The 18,330-nt window shown below is 63.4% G+C and carries 18 protein-coding genes; 8 read left to right on the forward strand and 10 right to left on the reverse strand.

Translation table 11 applies throughout. From position 1 onward, the window contains the following. Window positions 1-214: 214 nt before the first annotated feature. Window positions 215-1,414 carry an NnrS family protein gene (locus VSR82_RS16995; RefSeq protein WP_429462628.1) on the reverse strand — a complete coding sequence of 400 codons (1,200 nt, stop codon included), beginning with the start codon at window positions 1,412-1,414 and terminating at the stop codon, window positions 215-217. 281 nt (window positions 1,415-1,695) lie between these two features. Here VSR82_RS16995 and VSR82_RS17000 point away from each other — a divergent pair, with 281 nt between their 5' ends. From VSR82_RS17000 to VSR82_RS17015, 4 genes are all read left to right on the forward strand, one after another. Next, a complete protein-coding gene (locus VSR82_RS17000; protein WP_410850072.1) occupies window positions 1,696-2,166 on the forward strand; it encodes a ribonuclease in 471 nt (156 codons plus the stop codon). 379 nt (window positions 2,167-2,545) lie between these two features. Next, on the forward strand, window positions 2,546-3,895 hold the full coding sequence (locus VSR82_RS17005) for an NAD(P)/FAD-dependent oxidoreductase (protein ID WP_429462626.1): 1,350 nt from the start codon (window positions 2,546-2,548) through the stop codon (window positions 3,893-3,895). Between the two features lie 88 nt (window positions 3,896-3,983). Continuing rightward, a complete protein-coding gene (locus tag VSR82_RS17010; RefSeq protein ID WP_368583919.1) occupies window positions 3,984-4,181 on the forward strand; it encodes a hypothetical protein in 198 nt (65 codons plus the stop codon). Window positions 4,182-4,434: 253 nt separating this feature from the next. Continuing rightward, entirely contained in the window at window positions 4,435-5,535 is a 1,101-nt protein-coding gene (locus VSR82_RS17015) for an NADH:flavin oxidoreductase/NADH oxidase (protein WP_498857942.1), read from the forward strand. 65 nt (window positions 5,536-5,600) lie between these two features. On the opposite strand, the gene VSR82_RS17020 is transcribed toward VSR82_RS17015, so the two are convergent. After that, window positions 5,601-6,191: a LysE family translocator gene (locus VSR82_RS17020; RefSeq protein WP_429462622.1), complete on the reverse strand. Its 591-nt coding sequence runs from the start codon at window positions 6,189-6,191 to the stop codon at window positions 5,601-5,603. Window positions 6,192-6,292: 101 nt separating this feature from the next. Here VSR82_RS17020 and VSR82_RS17025 point away from each other — a divergent pair, with 101 nt between their 5' ends. Then, the gene (locus VSR82_RS17025; RefSeq protein ID WP_429462620.1) at window positions 6,293-7,183 is read left to right on the forward strand and encodes a LysR substrate-binding domain-containing protein; all 891 of its coding nucleotides are present in this window, start codon (window positions 6,293-6,295) and stop codon (window positions 7,181-7,183) included. Window positions 7,184-7,216: 33 nt separating this feature from the next. Here VSR82_RS17025 and VSR82_RS17030 read toward each other — a convergent pair whose 3' ends face one another. Beyond that, on the reverse strand, window positions 7,217-8,107 hold the full coding sequence (locus tag VSR82_RS17030) for a LysR family transcriptional regulator (RefSeq protein WP_368583914.1): 891 nt from the start codon (window positions 8,105-8,107) through the stop codon (window positions 7,217-7,219). 119 nt (window positions 8,108-8,226) lie between these two features. Between VSR82_RS17030 and VSR82_RS17035 the strand changes: the two genes are divergently transcribed. Continuing rightward, a complete protein-coding gene (locus tag VSR82_RS17035; RefSeq protein WP_429463624.1) occupies window positions 8,227-8,967 on the forward strand; it encodes an SDR family NAD(P)-dependent oxidoreductase in 741 nt (246 codons plus the stop codon). Window positions 8,968-9,010: 43 nt separating this feature from the next. Next, window positions 9,011-9,334 (forward strand): NAD(P)-binding domain-containing protein, encoded by a 324-nt coding sequence (locus tag VSR82_RS17040; RefSeq protein ID WP_429462617.1) that lies wholly within the window; start codon window positions 9,011-9,013, stop codon window positions 9,332-9,334. A 26-nt stretch (window positions 9,335-9,360) separates the two neighbouring features. On the opposite strand, the gene VSR82_RS17045 is transcribed toward VSR82_RS17040, so the two are convergent. Continuing rightward, window positions 9,361-10,110, reverse strand: a complete 750-nt coding sequence (locus VSR82_RS17045) for an SDR family oxidoreductase (RefSeq protein WP_429462615.1) — start codon at window positions 10,108-10,110, stop codon at window positions 9,361-9,363. Between the two features lie 99 nt (window positions 10,111-10,209). Between VSR82_RS17045 and VSR82_RS17050 the strand changes: the two genes are divergently transcribed. Then, window positions 10,210-11,127 carry an AraC family transcriptional regulator gene (locus VSR82_RS17050; protein WP_429462613.1) on the forward strand — a complete coding sequence of 306 codons (918 nt, stop codon included), beginning with the start codon at window positions 10,210-10,212 and terminating at the stop codon, window positions 11,125-11,127. 30 nt (window positions 11,128-11,157) lie between these two features. On the opposite strand, the gene VSR82_RS17055 is transcribed toward VSR82_RS17050, so the two are convergent. From VSR82_RS17055 to phnY, 6 genes are all read right to left on the reverse strand, one after another. Next, window positions 11,158-12,801, reverse strand: coding sequence for a Na/Pi cotransporter family protein (locus tag VSR82_RS17055; RefSeq protein ID WP_498857943.1), 1,644 nt, complete (start codon window positions 12,799-12,801; stop codon window positions 11,158-11,160). A gap of 93 nt (window positions 12,802-12,894) precedes the next feature. Further along, window positions 12,895-13,695 (reverse strand): ABC transporter permease subunit, encoded by an 801-nt coding sequence (locus VSR82_RS17060; RefSeq protein ID WP_176123549.1) that lies wholly within the window; start codon window positions 13,693-13,695, stop codon window positions 12,895-12,897. Further along, window positions 13,679-14,563: a 2-aminoethylphosphonate ABC transporter permease subunit gene (locus VSR82_RS17065; protein ID WP_429462609.1), complete on the reverse strand. Its 885-nt coding sequence runs from the start codon at window positions 14,561-14,563 to the stop codon at window positions 13,679-13,681. The genes VSR82_RS17060 and VSR82_RS17065 overlap by 17 nt, the downstream gene beginning before the upstream one ends. Then, entirely contained in the window at window positions 14,556-15,731 is a 1,176-nt protein-coding gene (locus VSR82_RS17070; protein WP_498857944.1) for an ABC transporter ATP-binding protein, read from the reverse strand. Before VSR82_RS17070 ends, VSR82_RS17065 begins: the two co-directional genes overlap by 8 nt. Window positions 15,732-15,753: 22 nt before the next feature. Beyond that, window positions 15,754-16,785 carry a 2-aminoethylphosphonate ABC transporter substrate-binding protein gene (locus VSR82_RS17075; RefSeq protein WP_429462605.1) on the reverse strand — a complete coding sequence of 344 codons (1,032 nt, stop codon included), beginning with the start codon at window positions 16,783-16,785 and terminating at the stop codon, window positions 15,754-15,756. A 61-nt stretch (window positions 16,786-16,846) separates the two neighbouring features. Beyond that, a complete protein-coding gene (gene phnY / locus VSR82_RS17080) occupies window positions 16,847-18,295 on the reverse strand; it encodes a phosphonoacetaldehyde dehydrogenase (RefSeq protein ID WP_429462603.1) in 1,449 nt (482 codons plus the stop codon). Between the last annotated feature and the right edge of the window lie 35 nt (window positions 18,296-18,330).

Consider the following 18,330-nt stretch of genomic DNA (forward strand, 5'->3'; position numbering starts at 1 on the left):
GTTTCGACGGGTTCGATGGCAACGCCGCGAGCGCGAGCGCGAGCGCACGACGAATAATCAGTAACGCCTGACGCACTCAGCTATGCCGGATGAATCGCGACTTGCTGTCTGGACATGACGCATATCATGACTGTCGGCGTCGGGGCGAAGTGAAGGCGTTCGAAGCGGCAACGACGGATCTCACTTGCTAGCCGCTTCGAGGAGGACCCGGTCTTCAACCCGGCTTGCCATCGGCACGGGCGAGGACAAGCCACGCGGCGTAGCGGACGCAATAGAGAACCAGCGCGGCCACCCAGCACAGACCGGATGCGTATATCCAGGCCATCGTGAACTGCGGCGCGAGCCAGGGGCCGAGTACCCGAACCAAAGTTGCCAGAACGAATAGACCGTAGCAGGCGATCTCGACCTTACCGGCCACGAGTTCGCGTCCGGTGTGTCCGCGCGCGGTGCGCGTGATCATCGCGATGATCGCCGTTCCAATGACTCCCACCGTGAAGGTATGAATCGCGAGCGAATGCGGAGCGACGCCGAGCGCGCCGAGTGCCAGCATCACGAAGCCCAATGGGATTCCCGCGTAGGCGATATGGAGGATCAGGAGGATAGGGCGATAGCCTACGCGCCACGAACGCCATCCGCTGAGCCGGAGCCCGTGGAGCGCCGCCGCTGCGGCGGACGCAGCAACGATTGCCGTCGATGGCGCACCCAGCGAGTCCAGCAGAAACGCGAGCAGCGTCGCCGGAATGACGGTCGCTTCGACGAATCGCCAGCGTTTCGCGCTAAAGCCCGGAACGGCATTGGCAGTAAACGACGGAATGATGCGCCCGCCGATCACCGTCACGAACAGAACGAGCATGCCGACCGTGAGCCACGCACTGCGCAGCGCCCAGTCGCCGTGACCATGGCTCGCCCACACATGGAAGAGGACGTTGAGAAGCGCGAGCAGTCCGAGCGCGACCGGCAGAAAGACGTTGTGCCGATTCTTCGCACTCAGCAGCACGCGCAACAGAACGAGCGCAACCACCGGCAGAAACGCCACGTCCACGACGACGCCAACCGGACCCGAAGCGCTCCACATCATGATCCGGCCTGCAAGCCAAAGAAGCAGCAGCGCCGCGAGGTTCGCGCCATGCGCGGGATTCGTGCTGGTCCACGCGCGAACCGCTGTCAGCAGAAATCCGGTGACGATTGCGGCGCCAAATCCAAAGATCATTTCGTGAACGTGCCACAGCGTTCCCGACATGTAGGACGTGGAGTCCAGCAACGGCCAGCCTGCCAGCGCGCCGAGCCAGAGCAGCATCGCAAGACAGCCGAACAGAGCGCCGGCCAGATAGAAAGGCCTGAATCCGAGCGCCCACAGAGCGATGCGGGGCGGTGTGTCGACTTGACCTGATGCGATCCTGATGGTCCGCTTCATGACTGCTCCAAACGGCGACTAGGTGGTGATTCACCTTATACACGCAGGACCTTTTCGCCACATGCGACGAATGTTCGCGCCAGCGTAGCCGTCTGCCCTCCCCATGGCGTCCCGCAGACGAAGCCTTACTAACGGCACCGTTACGCGCGGTGGAACACATCGGCCTGGTTGTCATGGAAAAGTGCCAATTTCCGACCGAACGTTGATTCGCCCCGTCATTAGCGATACCTTTACATCTATCCTGGTCGTCGGGCGCTGGTCAACGAAGGGAGAACCGTTCCGTGAAGAGAGCGTCAGCTTTCTCCTGCATCGTCGCATTGAGCGTGATCTTCGGCGGATGCGGCAAGCAGGGACCGCAAAACGCCACTGAGGCATCGGGCGCATCCGCGAGCTCGGCGCCGGTTCAACCTGCACCAGGCGCGAGCGAAGCGGCCGCCGCCTCAGGCGCGCAAGGCACGGTGGCGCTGGTCACCGTCACCAAGGCGCAGCTGCCGGCCGAGGCTGCCGAAACGCTGCGGCTGATCAAAGCAGGCGGTCCCTTCCCGTTTAGCGATGACGGCGTCCTGTTTCGTAACACCGCGGGTTTGCTGCCGAAACATCCGCGCGGTTACTACCACACCTATACGGTACGCACACCTGGTGCGACGGATCGCGGGCAGCGCCGGATCGTCTGTGGCGGGCCGCGCAAGCAGCTCGGCGAGTGCTATTACACCGACGATTACTACGCTAGCTTTAAGCGCATTGCAGAATAAAGACGGAATCACCTGCACGAGCGCCGCACGTTTGACGAAAGCATCAATCCCGCGCTCCTGACTGTGCGCTAGCGATCAATCCCGATCGCGCCAGCGATGATGCGCTCGTCGCATTTGAGCAATGGATAACTCTATGGCGGCGGCCACCGCGTCCCATTGGCGCTGACCGAAGTTCTCCGATAGGTCCGCGTTGACAACGATCCGTATCTCCCAGCAGACGATCTCAAGCGGTTTTCAGACGGTGCGATCAGTCGATCAGAAAACCTGAAGGCAGCCATCAGAACTATGAGATTTTCCCGCCGTCGGGCATCTGCGATAGTGGTTCTCAACCGTTGTGTTGGATTTCCGTACCGCGCGTCGTCGACCAGGGAGAATCTGCGTGCATCGTTTTGTGATCGTGGGAGGAGGGGCGGGTGGCATCGAACTCGCAACGAGGCTAGGCGATCGTTATGGCGGTCGACGAAGAGGCGGGGCGCAACATGCGTCCATTACGTTGATCGACCGCAACCCGACGCATATCTGGAAGCCTCTGTTGCACGAGGTCGCAGCGGGAAGTCTCGATCCCTTCGCACAGGAACTGGCGTATGCCGCGCAAGCACAGTGGCACGGCTTCCAGTTCATCCAGGGCGAACTCGTCGGACTGGATCGTGGCTCGAGACACGTTCTTCTTTCGCCACTGCTCGACGACGACGGAACCGAACTGATACCGCCGCGCCGAATCGAGTACGACTCGTTGATTCTGGCCATCGGTAGCACAACGCACTACTTCGGCGTGCCGGGCGCGGCGGAGAACTCGCTCGCGCTTGACAACGTCGCTCAAGCGGAACGCTTCAGAAAGCGTCTGATTGCAGCCTGCATTCGCGCCGAACAAACACAAGACGCGAGTGAGCGGGAAGCGGGTGGAGTGCCTGGCGAACGCGCGCCTCGTGTTCAGGTCGCGATCGTTGGTGGTGGCGCTACCGGCGTGGAATTGTCCGCTGAATTGCGCAATACCGCGAAGGTACTGTCATCGTATGGCTTGCATCGGCTCGACCCCACACACGACGTCGGCATCGTGCTCATTGAAGCAGGGCCGCGGATTCTGCCCGCGTTGAAAGAGCGCGTGTCCACCGCGGCTGCAAGAATGCTGGGCAAACTCAATGTCAAGTTGATGGTCGACGAGCGGGTCGCGGAAGTCACGCCCGGACTTATCCGCACGAAAAACGGAGAGACGATACGGGCGGATCTCACTGTGTGGGCCGCGGGCATCAAGGCGCCCGCGGTGCTTTCAACGCTCGATGGTCTGACAGTCAATCATCTGGGACAACTCAGTGTGCGTCGCACGCTTCAAACCGAGCTGGACGACCATATCTTTGCATTCGGCGATTGCGCGGCGTGTCCCTGGTTGGGCTTCGAGCGCAATGTTCCACCGCGCGCCCAGGCGGCTCATCAGCAGGCATCGTTTCTGGTCAAGGCACTCGGGCGACGCATCGAGGGGCAAAAGCTTCCGGAGTTTGCCTATCGCGATCTCGGCTCGCTAGTGTCGCTCGGGCATGCGAATGCGGTGGGGAGTCTGATGGGAGGGCTTATCGGCGGCAGCATGCTCGTGGACGGACTGCTTGCTCGCTTCATGTACCTGTCGCTGTATCGGATGCACGTTGCCGCGCTGCATGGCTACGCACGCATGATCGTCAATACCCTCGCGCATCGGCTCCGTCGAAGCACGGCGCCGCACGTCAAACTGCACTGAGCAACAGTTCGTTGTAAATGGCCAGAACGGTCTGGCCGTGACAAATAAATCGACCGATTCCAAACAACAGCAAGACGGAGAGAACACCATGAACAGCTTCGACCAATCGCCTTTCAGCGTCGACTCGAACAGTGGCGCCACGCGCGCTCGCAACGGCAAGGATGGCTCTGAAAATCGGGCGCGCTCCGTGTACCGATCGTTTCTTGCATCGACGGCATCGACGATCGCCTCGAATGTACCTGAGAGGCCGGACGTGTCGTCTGCCGCTGTGCTCGGCTACAACTGACGCGCTTCGGTTCATAGAACGGCCAATTCACCGATCGCGCCGGACCCCACGGCTATTCTCGTCGGGAATTGGCCTTATGAAGAATCTGCGAATTATCACTCCCTTATCTTGCAACTACGATCTGGCTGTCATCCATCACCAGACAGCAGATCTCCATGTCCACTCTCGCAGGCAATAGCGCCGTCATTAGCCGAGGTCATCAGAATTCGCGGAGTCAGCCAGGTTTGCGGTGGCGTTGAGTCAAGGGGTCGATATGAGCCAGCCAACGCTATTCACGCCGATACGAGTCGGCAACCTCGAATTAGCCAACCGGATCGTGATCGCCCCGATGGCCCAGTACTCCGCCGAAGACGGCCAGATGAACGATTGGCACCTGATTCACCTCGGCCAACTGGCGCTTTCAGGTGCGGCGGCACTCACGATCGAGGGCACCGCGGTCACCCCGGACGGACGCACCAGCTATGGTGACGTCGGGCTCTATTCTGACGACTGCGAAGCCTCCATGGCACGAGTGCTGCGCGGCATTCGGCGGTGGTCTGACACGCCGATTGGAATCCAGCTCAACCATGCTGGCCGAAAAGGATCTCGGCAGAAACTATGGGACGGCGGCGCTCAGATTCCCTATGATCACGCGAATGGTTGGCACACCTACGGCCCATCCCCGGTCGCTTTTGCCGCCGGTGAGACACCACCCACCGCCTTGGACCGCGATGGCCTGGCCGCCATTCGCGACGCGTTCTCTGCCGCAGCGCAGCGTGCCTCCCGGCTCGGGCTGAATTTCATTCAGATCCTTGGTGGGCACGGCTATCTACTCCACCAATTCCTCTCGCCTCTGTCAAATCACAGGGACGACGAATACGGCGGTTCATTGGAAAACCGGATGCGTTTTCCACTCGAAGTTTTCGAAGCCGTGCGAGAAGCGTTTTCGCATGATCGCCCTGTGACGATGCGGGTATCCGCTACCGACTGGGTGGAGGGCGGGTGGTCCGTGCAGGACGCGATCGCCTTTGTCCACGCGCTGGAGGCGAGAGGCTGTGCCGCAATCAATGTCTCAAGTGGCGGTTCGAACCCAGCCGCGCAAATTCCGCTCGGGCCTGGCTATCAGGTTCCTTTCGCGCGGGCCGTGAAGCAGGCGACCACGCTCCCAGTCATCGCCGTCGGCATGATCACCGAATTCGAACAGGCCGAATCAATTCTCAGCACCGGAGACGCCGATCTGATCGCGCTTGCTCGGGCCGTGCTCTTTGACCCTCGCTGGCCCTGGCATGCTGCCGCTCACTTTGGGACTCAAGTCAGGGCGCCGAAGCAGTATCTCCGCTCTCAGCCCAGTCGGCTGCGAAAGGTGTTCGTTTGAGTCGGTTTCGCCGGCAATGGGGCGGCGACCAATGATTCGACATATCGACGAACGCCGCTTCAGGCTTATCGCCAGGTCGGGATGACGGATGCGGCGAGCAGCACGCCCATCGCGAGATTGAGAAGGCGCCAGTGGTGTGGGGTCCGAAAGAGCCGCGCGAGTAGCACGCCGAGCGCGCACCACAGCGCGAGAGAAGCGCACGCAGCCACTCCGAATGCTGCACCGAGCAGCATCGCGAGGCGGTTCGGGTTGTTTGCGAGCAGCGCGAACGACGCCGCCGCGCCAACCGTCATCGCCCAGCCTTTCGGGTTGAGCCAGAGCAGCAGGAAACCGTTGACGAGCGTAACCGGACGCGCGGGGCCGTCGCCCGCGTTTGGCGGCCCGCTGCGCGCGATGCGCCACGCGAGCCATAGCAGATAGGCCGAGCCGAGTGCCTTCACCGCCGTTTGCAGCGACGGCAGCGCCAGAAGCAGACCGCCCAGCCCGAGCGCGGCGAGCGCAGCGAGCAGCGCGAGGCCCAGAGCGATGCCGAGCATCAGCGGTATCGAGCGTACGAAACCGAAGCGTGCGCCCGAGGCGGTGGCGAGCGTGGTCGCGCCACCGGGCGTCGCGGTGGCGACGGCGACGAAGAGCAGAAGCGGCAGTATCGAGGTCATCGGTGCAGATTGGAAATCAAAGAACTTGCACTGTACGGATCGTCAAAGCATCGTGAAAGCTAATAATATTGATGCGGTACATTACGCGACATAATGCATAGATGAGCCGAAACCTCGACCTCGATCTGATCCGCACCTTCGTTGCCGTCGCCGATAGCGGCAGCATGACGGTCGCTGCGAATCTGCTGCACATGACGCAAGGCGCCGTCAGCCAGCAGGTGAAGCGCCTCGAAGATGTGCTGGATTGCCTTCTGTTCGTTCGCAAGACGCGCCGGCTGGAACTGTCCCGCGAGGGCGAGCAGTTTCTCGTGAAGGCGCGCAAGCTGCTTCAGTTGAACGATGAAATCTGGGCCGACATGACCGCGCAGCCGTTGCGCGGCGCCTTGCGTGTGGGCGTGCCCCACGATCTCGTGACGCGGCTCGCGCCCGCAATGAAGGCATTCGCCGACGCCCATCCGCATGTCGAAATAACGTTGATGTGCGCGGCGTCGCCAGAACTGAGCGACGCAGTGAATAGCGGTCGCGTGGACGTGTCCTTGGTCGAATATGTCGCGAGCGAAGCCGAAGGTGAAGTGGTCTGCATCGAACCTTTGGTCTGGGTCAACGGGCGCGGCAGTGAGGCGTGGCAGAAGCGGCCGTTGCCGCTGTCGATGGTAGACGAGCGTTGCGCTTTCCGTTCGGTGGTGCTCGGCGCGCTCGCGGACGAGGGCATCGCGTGGCGCACGGTGTTCGAGAGCGGAAACATCGAGGCGACCGCCGCAACGGTGCGCGCGGGCCTCGCGGTCACGAGCTGGCTCGCCTCCACGGTGCCGGCCGATCTGGAGACGCTCACACCTCGCGTAAGCGGCTTGCCTGCACTGCCTCCGTTCGCGATCTGTCTGCGCTTGCCCGCGACGGTTCAGCCAGCGGCGCAGGAATTCGCGCGCCATGTACGCGAGTCGATGTCGAGCGACGCAGGCGCGCGACGCGCGCCGCTAGCGAACATTGCGTGACGTATTGCGTCTGAGGTGCGCTCCGGAGCATTCCTACAAGCGCTGCGGCAGCGCAGCCGCGAAAAAATCAGTGACCCGGCGCACGCGCGCAGGCACGAAACGTCGTCGCGGCCAGATGATGCTCACATCACGCGCGTCCCGAATGAAATCGTCTAGCACGGTCACGATATCCGGATGCTTGAGTTCGTCGGCCAGCGAGAGCTTTGCGAAGAGGCCGATTCCCACGCCCGCGAGCACGGCCGAGCGGATCGTCTCGACGCTATTCGACGACAGGTTGCCTCGCACCGGCACGCTGAACCGGCCACGTGGCCCATGAAACGGCCAGTTCGCCGACTCCAGTAGACCACCGTAGAGCAGGCAATTGTGATTGGCGAGTTCCGTAGGTTCCTTCGGTACACCGTATTGCTCGAAATAGCGACGCGATCCGACGCAGACCAGCGGAGTGCTGGCAATCCGCTTCACGACCGAATCCGGATCGTTGACGGAGCCCACTCGAATCGCGAGATCGATTCGATCCTCCACCATATCGCGCACGAAATCCGACAACACCAGATCGACCCGAAGACCGGGATGGCGCGACAGCAGTTCGGGAATCAGCGGAAGAACGTGCAGGCGGCCGAACGTAGAAGCGCAGGCGATCCGCACAAGGCCCGAGACATCTAGCGTACTGCTGGATAGTTCGCTGTCGGCCACCTCGATCTCGTCGAGCAACGGCTTGGTCCGCTCGTAGTATTTCTGCCCCTGATCGGTCAAGGTCACGCTGCGTGTGTTGCGGTTGAATAGCAGTACGCCGAGGCGCTTTTCCAGCGCGCCGATCGACTTGCTGATGGCGGACTGTGACTCGCCGGTTCTGCGCGCCGCGGCGGAAAAGCCGCCCGCTTCGACAACGGCGAAGAAAGCGTTCAATTCGTGAAACCGATCCATTGCATTTCTCTCGTGGGCCTATTCTCTCCGTGAATGGATCTTATGATAAATCCGCCGATTATCATTCGTCGGGGCCGCAATTACGATGGGACTTCCTTTACCAACAGACGGAAGTTTCAATGAATACTCTCGCAGGCAAGATCGCTGTCATTAGCGGCGGAACGACGGGTATCGGCCTGGCGATCGCCCAGCGGTTCGTCGCCGAAGGCGCTCACGTCTTTATCTTCGGCCGTCGGCAAGCCCAGCTCGACGAGGCCGTCAAACTGATCGGACGCAACGTTACCGCTATTCAGGCCGACGCCGCGAATCTCGATGACCTCGATCATGTCGCTGCGGCAGTCAGGGACGAAAAAGGTGTCGTCGATATCATCGTGTCGAACGCGGGCTTTACCGAGCAGGCTTCGATCGACACCATCACGCCTGAGCATTTCGACAAGGCATTCAACCTGATGGCGCGCGGCCCCGTATTTCTGGTGAAAAAGTTGCTGCCGATGATGACGGGTGGCGGATCGATCATCCTGGTTTCGTCGGCCATGCACGTGATGGGCATCCCAGGGCACACCGCCTACGCTGCGACGAAGGCCGCGTTGCGTTCCTATGCTCGCACCTGGGCCGCCGAATTCAAGGATCGCGGCATTCGCGTCAACATGCTGAGCCCTGGTGTCACCGACACACCGATACTCGATTCCCAGTCGGCGACACGCGAGGATCTGGTGAGCATGTACAAGAGCATGGTCCCGATCGGCCGACTCGCCCGCGCCGAGGAGATGGCGAGCGCGGCGCTCTTTCTCGCCTCAGAACAGAGTTCCTATATGACGGGTGCCGATTTGATGAATGACGGCGGCATCGGCCAGGTTTGAGGGTTGCGCGCAGACTCGAGTCCGACATCGGAAGGAATGCACCATGACGTATTCAACTATCGATCCAGGCAAACTCGCAGCGGCGCTTGGCCGCGAGCTCGCCGGCAGTGGCATGGCTATTGGAGTCGTCAACGCGCAATGCGCTGAGTCGATCGAGTCAATGGCAAAGCAACTCGGTGCGCAGGTTACGGCCATGAGTTTGCAAGCTGAGCCCAGCACGGAGGTCATGATCCTCGCCGTGCGGGTTCGTGCCCACACCGTCACTGGCGATCAGCAGTCCAGGCGGGACAAGGTCGTTGTCGATGCGATCGACAACGACAGCATCTCGCCGGATGAGCTGATGGGTCTGCTTAATGCCGCGAGGTGAAGACCGCAACGATGTTTGCCGGCGTGCTACTTGGTGCTCGCCTGGTACCACTCGACAGCGTCCTCGCCGGCGGGGATGTTGAACGGGCTCGATGAATCGGTCGCGGCGAGCCAAACCGCTTCGGCGACATCCGATGCATGCGTGACGGCCGTTTCTTTCTCCCACCTCGCGAAAACCTGCTGCGCGAGCGCGTTGTACGGCTCGGGAAATCCGTCTTTCATGCGTGCCCGCGCGTTGTCGCCGAAGCGGGTGGACGGCGCGCGTCCCGGCAGCACGACCCGCACGCGCACATTGAACTGCTCCAGTTCGAGCGCGAGCGATTCGCTGAACGCGTTGACCGCGGACTTGCTCGCGGTGTAGACCGACAGCAGATGCAGCGGTCTGCACGTGACGGTCGACGTCACATTGACGATCACCCCTTCGCGGCGCTCGCGCAACTGCGGCAACACGGCCTGCGCCATCGCGATGGTGCCGAGCGTATTGGTCTCGAAGATATCGCGCACGGTGTCCATCGGCGTGCCTTCGAGCGCATTCAGAAAGCCGATACCCGCATTGTTGACGAGCACGTCGATCCGACCTGCCGCATCGATGACCGCGCGAATGCTTTGCGGGTCCGTCACATCGAGGGCGAGAATCGAAAGACGATCGGAGCGCGGCAACACGTCTTCACGCGGCGTGCGCATCGTGGCGATCACGCGCCAGTCGCGATCCAGAAAATAACGCGCAATTTCGAGGCCAAAGCCGGACGAACAGCCGGTAATCAAGACGGTCTTCATGTCGAATCCTGTGGTTGGTGACAGTCCCGACACAATAAGTCCTGACCGCGAGGACTCGCTACAATCGAGCGTCCAGGTTTCATTCGAAATCGTCCGATCATGATCGACCCGCTCGCCGAAATCGTCACACTGCTCAAGCCGACCCCCACGTTCTCGAAGGTGCTCAGCGGCGCCGGGCGCTGGCGCGCGAGCCGTACGGAAGTCGGCCAGCCGTTCTACTGCGTGGTGCTAGAAGGATCGCTGCGGCTATCCGTCAATGGTTGCGAGCCGCTGATTCTTCAGGCCGATGACTTCGTGCTCGTGCCCGAAGTTTTCAGTTTCACGATGACGAGCAGCGATCCGCCCGACGATGACGACGTGTCCAGTAGCGCGCCCGCGGCGCTGCCCGACGGCAGTTTTCGTTTCGGCGATGCATCGGGCGCGCCAGAAGCCCAATGGCTTGCGGGCCTCTGCGCGTTCGGTTCGCCGGACGCGGCCTTGCTCGTCTCGCTGTTGCCCAAGCTCGTGCACGTGCGCGGTGAACGCAGGCTCGCGACACTCGTGAAGCTCGTGAGGGAAGAATCGCGCGCGCAGCGGCCCGCGCGTGAGGTCGTGCTGGCGCGACTGCTCGAGGTGCTGTTCATCGAAGCTTTGCGAGCCACTGGAACCGGCGCATCGCCCGGACTCGTCCGCGGCCTCGCCGATCCCCGCCTCGCGCTCGCGATCCGTCATATGCACGAAAGCCCGCACCAGCCCTGGACGATCGCGGAACTCGCAAAGGCCGCCGCGCTTTCACGGTCCTCTTTCTTCGATCGATTCAGCCGCGCAGTCGGCGTCGCACCGATGGAGTATCTGTTGTCGTGGCGCATGGCTATCGCCAAGAACCTGCTGCGCCAGAGCGAAGTCAGCATCGCGGCGGTCGCGGAACGTGTCGGCTACAGCTCGGCGAGCGCATTCAGCGTCGCGTTCACGCGTCATGTCGGACTGCCGCCGACGCAGTATGCGCGAGACGCAGCGAATGTCGTCGCCGCTCGATGAAGTTCCGCAGCGCAAGCACCGTATCTCGCCTCACGCGACCTGCGCATCGCCATCGTTAGCTGCCTCGCACTCGAGCAGCGGATAGGCGAGCGCGCAGATGTGCGACTGAATCCGCACGAGATCGCGCAGCACGTCGAGATGCAATGAGCTCGACGCGATGCTGTCGGGCTTGCCCTCGCGCAACCGGTCCAGATGAGCATCCCGCGCGGCGCGTTCAAGACGCCGCAGCGCCTGCTTGTCTTCGAGCAGCTGCGCCGCGGTCTGCGTCCTTCCCGACACGAGCAGCGCCTGAGCCCGGTGAAAACTGTCGATCACCAACTGGTGCAGCGCGCGCAAGTCCTCGGCGCCTTCGGCCGAAAAGCTCACCTGTGCCTTGATCTTTTTCTGCGCCAGCTCCATCAGATTCTTGTCGACGATATCGCCGATATGTTCGAGGTTGATCACGGAAGTCATGATCGCGTTGGCCCAGCGCCGGTCTTCGTCGTCGAGCGACTCGCGCGTCACCTCGGTCACGTAGCTTTTGATCGCATCGTGCAGCATATCCACCGCATCGTCGCGGGCCGCGATCTCGTGCACCGCGCGCCGGTCGTTTGCGATCAGCACCGGCACGCTCGCACACAGCATCGCTTCGACGATATCGCCCATCCGGATCAATTCGCGGGTCGCGCATGCGAGCGCCTGGGAGGGCACCCGCAGCGCGGCCTCGTCGAGGTAGCGCGGCGCGTCGCCGTTCTCGGCGGCGCCCGGCGCTGGCAGCAGCCGTTCGAGAAGGCGCGCGACAGGGGCGAGCAGGCCCATGAAGACCACCGCGATCGCCACGTTCACGCCCGTGTGGAAGTCGGCGATTGCACGGGCGGGGCTGCCGTAGACCTGCTGCAGCAACGTTGCGAGCGGCGAGCACGCGGCGAGCATCAGCAGGCACACGCCGCCGCGCAGCACGAGGTTGCCGGCCGGCAGGCGCCGGCGGCTGCGATCGGCGCCCTTCGCGGCCTCGAAGTAAGGGTTGAGCGCGCTGCCGATGTTCGCGCCGAGCACCATCGCGAGCGCCGTGTCCATCGGCACCGTATGCAGGTTGGCGAGCGACATCACGAACAGTACGACCGGAATGCTCGAATGCGCGGCCCACGTGAGCAAACACGCGAGCGCCGCATTCAGCACCGGCTCGCCTGCCAGTGCGCCGAGCACCGTGCGCAGGGCAGGGGCGGTCTCGGCGGGCTGCACGGTCGAGACGAGCAGCGTGAGCGCAAGCAACATCAGTCCGAGCCCGATCGACGCGCGGCCGAGATCACGATTGCGGGAGCCTTTGCCCTTCTCGAAGAGCGTCATGCCGACCAGCAGACACACCGGCGAGATCCAGCTCAGATCGAGCGAGAACGCCTGCACGATCAGCGTCGAGCCGACGTTGGCGCCCAGCATGATCGCGAGTCCGGTAACAGGCCGCATCAAACCGCGGGCCGCGAACGACGACGCGATCATGCCGGTCGCCGTGCTGCTTTGCAGCGCGCCGGTGATTGCGAGCCCGGCGCAGAACGCGTTCAGCCGATTGCCGAGACTCTTCGCCATGAAGCGCTTGAGCGAGGCGCCGAACGCGCGCATCAGGCCGGACTCGACCATATGCAGGCCCCACGTCAGCAGCGCGACGCCACCCGCGAGATGAAGCACGATCATGATCATCTGGCACCTCCCCTTATGTTTTTGTTGTGCGCATCTTTCAGGCCCGCTCTGCGCCCGCCGCGATTGCCTCGTCGAGTATCCGCAGGGACACCGTCATCCACGCACCATCGCACGGTTCGAGATGCGCGAGAGCCCCATCAATACCGCGAGTGTGCCGATACCGAGAATCATCGTGAGCGTCGCAGCGTCGAAGATCGCTCCACGGTCGGACAGCGCGAAGATGCCCACCGGCAGCGTGACCCAGCCCGGCGGATAGATCATCAGCGTCGCACCGAGCTCGCCCATCGACAGCGCGAAGCTCAGGCTGAACGATGCGAGCAGGTACGGCGCGACGAGCGGCAGCGTCACGCGCGAGAGCTGGTAGAGCGGCCGGGCGCCGAGACTTTGGGCCACCTCGCCGTATTCGGGCGCGACCCGCGCGAGCCCTGCCGCCACGTTGCCGTAGGTGAACGCCGAGATCAGCAGGAAGTGCGCGATGAAGACGATCGTCGCCGTGCCGTTGAGCAGCACGGGCGGCCGGCTGAACGCGACCAGCAAGCCGAGCCCGATCGACACCGACGGCACCGCGCTCGGCACGAAGAAGATCACGTCCAGCACGCGGCGCGGCAGGCCTTTGATGCGACGCAGCGCGAGTGCGGCCCACGTGCCGCTGACGAGCGCCGCGACGCTCGCGACCACGCCGGTCAGCACGCTCACGCGCAGCTGGCTCGCCGAATCGGTATGCAGCACACGCGCGTAGTGCTCGAGTGTCAGGTGGCTCGGCAGGATGCCGTTCCACTGTCCGCTGATGCTGGCGAGCGCAATCATCGCGACCGGCAGCCCATAGACCGCGCAGAACAGCAACGCCGTGCCGCCCCACGTCAGCCATTTACCCCATTTAGCCCAGAGCAGCACGGCGACCTCCGCAAAGTGACACGACGGCCCGGTAGCAGGCATAAAGCCCGAGCGACAGCGCGATATTGACGACGGCGATCACGCATGCGGTGGTGTAGTCGAATTCCTGGATCGCTTTGTCGTAGATCAGCAGCGGCAACGTGATCACGTCTTTCGCGCCGATGAAGAGCACGATGCCGAACTCGTTGACGGTCAACAGCAGACACAGGCTGCCGCCCGCCAGCAGCGCCGGCAACGCGGCGGGCAGGATGACCTGCCGGATGATGCGCAGCGGCCGCGCGCCGAGGCTGCCCGCCATTTCGATCTGCGCACTGTCGATCTGCGAGAAGCACGCGAGCAGCGGACGCATGATGAACGGCGTATAGACCGTGATCTCCGACAGCACGACACCCCATTGCGTGTACAGGAAATTCAGCGGCGGCAGCGGCAGATGGAACATCTGCATCAGCGACTGGTTCAGCAGTCCGGCCGAACCGTACACGAACGTGAACGCGAGCGCGACGAGGAAGGTGGGCAGCGCGATGAACGTATCGATGAGCCGGCCCACGAAACGCGCGCCCGGGAACGGCACGAACGCGATCACCAGCGAGAACACGAAGCCGAGCACGAGGCATCCCGCCGAGGCCGATACTGCGATCGCGATCGTGTGATAAAGCCCGCTCAGGAACTGGCGTGAGCGCAGCACGTGCTCGAAGTTCGCGAACGACAGCACATGCTGGTCGCCGCCCAACGCCTGCACGACGATCAGCCCGAACGGGTAGAAGAACAGCGCGGCGAGCACCGCGAGCGGCGGCGCGATCCACAGGCCGCCTGGCCCCGCGGCCGGCGCTCGCGCGCGGGCCGGCGGCGCGATGACGATATCAGCCATGACGTTCAGCCTCCGGTACGAGAGTGACATCCGCGGGATCGAAACGTACGCTGAGTGCAGTGCCCGGCTCTGGCGGCTCCGCGAGCGGCGCGCAAGTGAGCCGCAGCAACTCGCCTTCGACATCGAGCACGATGCTGTGCATTTCGCCGAGCCACTGCACGCTGACGACGGACCCCGTCATCTGGTTCATGCGTTGCCCATCGGCGCCTCGCGCAACACCGCCCGCAACGGACTGCAGATGGTGTGGCCGCACGCATACGAAGCAGGCGGCGCCGGCCGCGAGTCCGTGATGGTTGCAGCCTTCGAGCAGCTGGCCGTGAAAGCGCACGCGCGCGCGCCCGTCGGCCAGCGGTTCGAGCTGCTGCGCCGGCAGCACGTTGGCACGGCCGAGGAACTCGGCGGCGAAGCGGTTCGGCGGATGACGATAGAGCCCTTGCGCGTCGCCGTAAGCAACCAGGTGGCCGTCGCGCATGATGCCGATGTGGTTCGCGAGGGTCAGCGCTTCGGTCTGGTCGTGCGTCACGTACAGCACCGTGAGCGAAGGCAGCGTGCGGTGCAGCTTCGCGAGTTCGTCGAGCATCGAGCGGCGGATCTGCGCGTCGAGCGCCGAGAGCGGCTCGTCGAGCAGCAGCACCTGTGGACGGATCGCGAGCGCGCGGGCGATCGCCACGCGCTGCTGCTGGCCGCCCGACAGCTCGCGCGGATAGCGCTTCGCGTACTTCGCCATGCCGACGAGCCCGAGGCACTCGGGCACCCGTTCGCGTATCACCTCGGCGTCCGCGCCACGGGCACGCAGCCCGAAGGCGACGTTGTCCTCGACGCGCATATGCGGAAACAGCGCGTAGTTCTGCACCACCATGCCGATGTTGCGAGCGTACGGCGGCAGCCGCGTCACGTCGCGATCGCCGATGGTGATGCGCCCGGCGCTCGGCTGCACGAAGCCGGCGACGGCGCGCAACGCGGTCGTCTTGCCGGAGCCGGACGGGCCGATCAGCGCGACGATCTCGCCGGGCTTCACGGTCAGCGTCAGAGACTCCAGAATGGTCTGGCTGCCGTAAGCCACCGACACGCCTTCGAAACCGATGCCGCTCGCCCCGTGCGCGATGACGGTCGGCGCAGCGGAGGCGCGCCGCTGCGGCCCCCGTTCCATGGTCATGGTGTTTGCCATTAGTCGCTCGTCGGTAGCAGGGTTAGTCGATGGAAATTGCCTGGTTGTAGGCGGCCACGTCGGGACGCAGCTCCTGGAGCACCTGGTTCCAATCAGGTTGCCAGATGTCGACGCCCTTCAGCAACGTGTTCAACGCCTGGAAGTTGCTGTCCGACGGATGCACATCGGTGCGCACCGGGAAGCCGTACGCGACCTTGCTGACCTCCTGCTGCGCCGGCGCGCTCAACAGGAAATCGATCAGCTTTTTGCCGTTGCCGGCATGCGGCGCGTTCGCCACGAGGCCGACGTAGTAGGGCAACGCAAAGGTCGTGCGGCGGCCGTCTGGACCGGCCGGGAAAAACATCGCGACGTTCGGGTTGTCGTGCATCTGCGCGAGGTTCATCTGCATATCGCCGTTGGCCACGAAGAGTTCGCCTTTGTTGACGAGCGCCGTGAGCTTGCCGGTCGATGCGGACGGCCCGAGGTTGTTGGTCTGCAGCTTGCGCAAATAGTCGAAGCCGGCCGGCTTGCCGCCGAACGCGTGGAAGGTCTGCAGCATCAGCGCAGTGCCGTCGCCGGCCTGACCCGGCGTCGAGTACTGGATCTTCTGCTTGAACTGCGGCGCGAGCAGGTCCGCGTAGGTCTTGGGCGGGCTCTTGAGCACCGCCGAGTTGTAGATGAAGCTCGGGTAGTTGCCGACCATCGCGTAGTACAGCCCTTTCGGGTCCTTGTCGCGCGTCTCGATCTTGTCGGCGCCCGCCGGCGAGTAGGACTGCAACAGGCCGTCAGCCGCGGCTTTCTGCATGAACGGCGGCAGTGTCACCAGCACGTCCGCCTGAGTGTTCGACTTCTCCTTGCTCAGCCGGTCCACCACGCCGCTCGAGCCGGCCTCGATGTACTGCACCTTGATGCCGGTCGCCTTCGTGAAGGCGTCGAACTGATTGCCGAACCAGCTCGGCGAACCGTCGTGCAAACCATCCGCGGCATAGATGGTCACGACGTCGGACTGTGCGTAGAGGGGGGGCGTTGCCATGGCGAGCGCGCAGGCGGCCAGGGCGATCAGACGAGTTTTCATATCCATCCTTCCTTGCGTTGAGTTCGGATGAGGTCAGCATTTCACTTGGTCGCGCGGCCGGTCACTCCCAGGGCATCGACCAGGTCCGCACATTCGAGTAGCTCTTCATTGCCTCGACCATGCCCTCCTTGTAACCATTGCCTGAATCCTTGATGCCCCCGAACGGCGACATCTCCGTGCGATAGCCGGGCACTTCCCACACGTTCACGGTGCCGACTTCCAGCTCCCTGACGAAGCGCGTGATGTAGTCGAGCCGGTTCGTGCAGACGCCCGACGACAGGCCATACGCGGTCGAGTTCGAAACCCGGATCACTTCATCGAGCGCATCGGGCACGCGGATGATCGGAATCACCGGGCCAAAGGTCTCTTCGCGCACGAGCTCGCAGTCGTACGGCACGTGATCGACGACGGTCGGATGGAACAGCGCGCCCTCGCGCGGCGCTCCGTAAAGCACCCGGGCACCGTGGGCCTGCGCATCGGCCACGCGCCGCTCGAACAGTTGCGCGGACGCCTCGTTGATGACGGTGCCCACGTCGACCGACGGGTCCATCGGGTCGCCGCACTTGAGCTTTTTCGCATGCACGAGCACTCGCTCGACGAACGCATCGGCCACGCTTTGCACGACGAGAATCCGCTTGACCGCCGTGCAGCGCTGCCCCGAATTTTTCGTCGCACCGGTTACCGCGAGCTGCGCGGCCTTGTCGAGATCGGCGTCCTCCATCACGATCAGCGGATCGTTGCCGCCGAGTTCCAGCACCGTGCGGCGATAGCCCGCGTGCTGCGCGATGTACTTGCCGACTCGCACGGAGCCTGTGAACGTGACGAGATCACAGTGCGGGTCGGTGATCATCGCATCGCCCATCGTGCGCGGATTGCCGGTGACGACACTCAGCATTTCCGGCGGCAGGCCCGCTTCATAGAGCACGTCGGCAAGCGCGAGCGCCGTCAGCGGCGTGAGCTCGGTGGGCTTCAGCACCACGCGGTTGTTGGTCGCGATCGCGGGCGCCAGCTTGTGGCTCACCATGTTCAGCGGATGATTGAACGGCGTGATCGCCGAGATCACGCCGAGCAGCGGCAGCCGCGTCGTGAAAATCTTGCGGTTCTTGCCGTTCGGGCTGATATCGCAGGAATAGACCTCGCCGTCGTCCTTGATCGTGAGCTGCGCGGCAAACGACCATACATCGTAGGCGCGGCTCGCCTCGTACAGCCCATCCTTCCAGCACAGCCCCGACTCCGCGGTGATCAGGCGTGCGAAGTCTTCTTTGCGCTCGCTCAGGATCTCGGCCGTGCGCTGCAGGATGCGCTGACGCTCGAAGCGCGTGAGCCGCGGCTTGAATGCGTGCGCTTTTGCGAACGCCTGTTGCACGTGTTCGGGACGACCCGCGGGCACGGTGCCGACGACCTCGTTCGTGTACGGGTTGAAGACTTCGATCAGCTCGTCGGTGCTTGTGTGCTGGCCGGCGATGCGCATCGATTCCTGCCTGAAGGCGGGTTTGGTCATGACGTTCATCGAATACCTCGTTCAATGATCCGGTGGAGCCCGCA

The organism is Burkholderia sp. JPY481, from assembly GCF_038900515.1.
Classification (GTDB): domain Bacteria; phylum Pseudomonadota; class Gammaproteobacteria; order Burkholderiales; family Burkholderiaceae; genus Paraburkholderia; species Paraburkholderia youngii.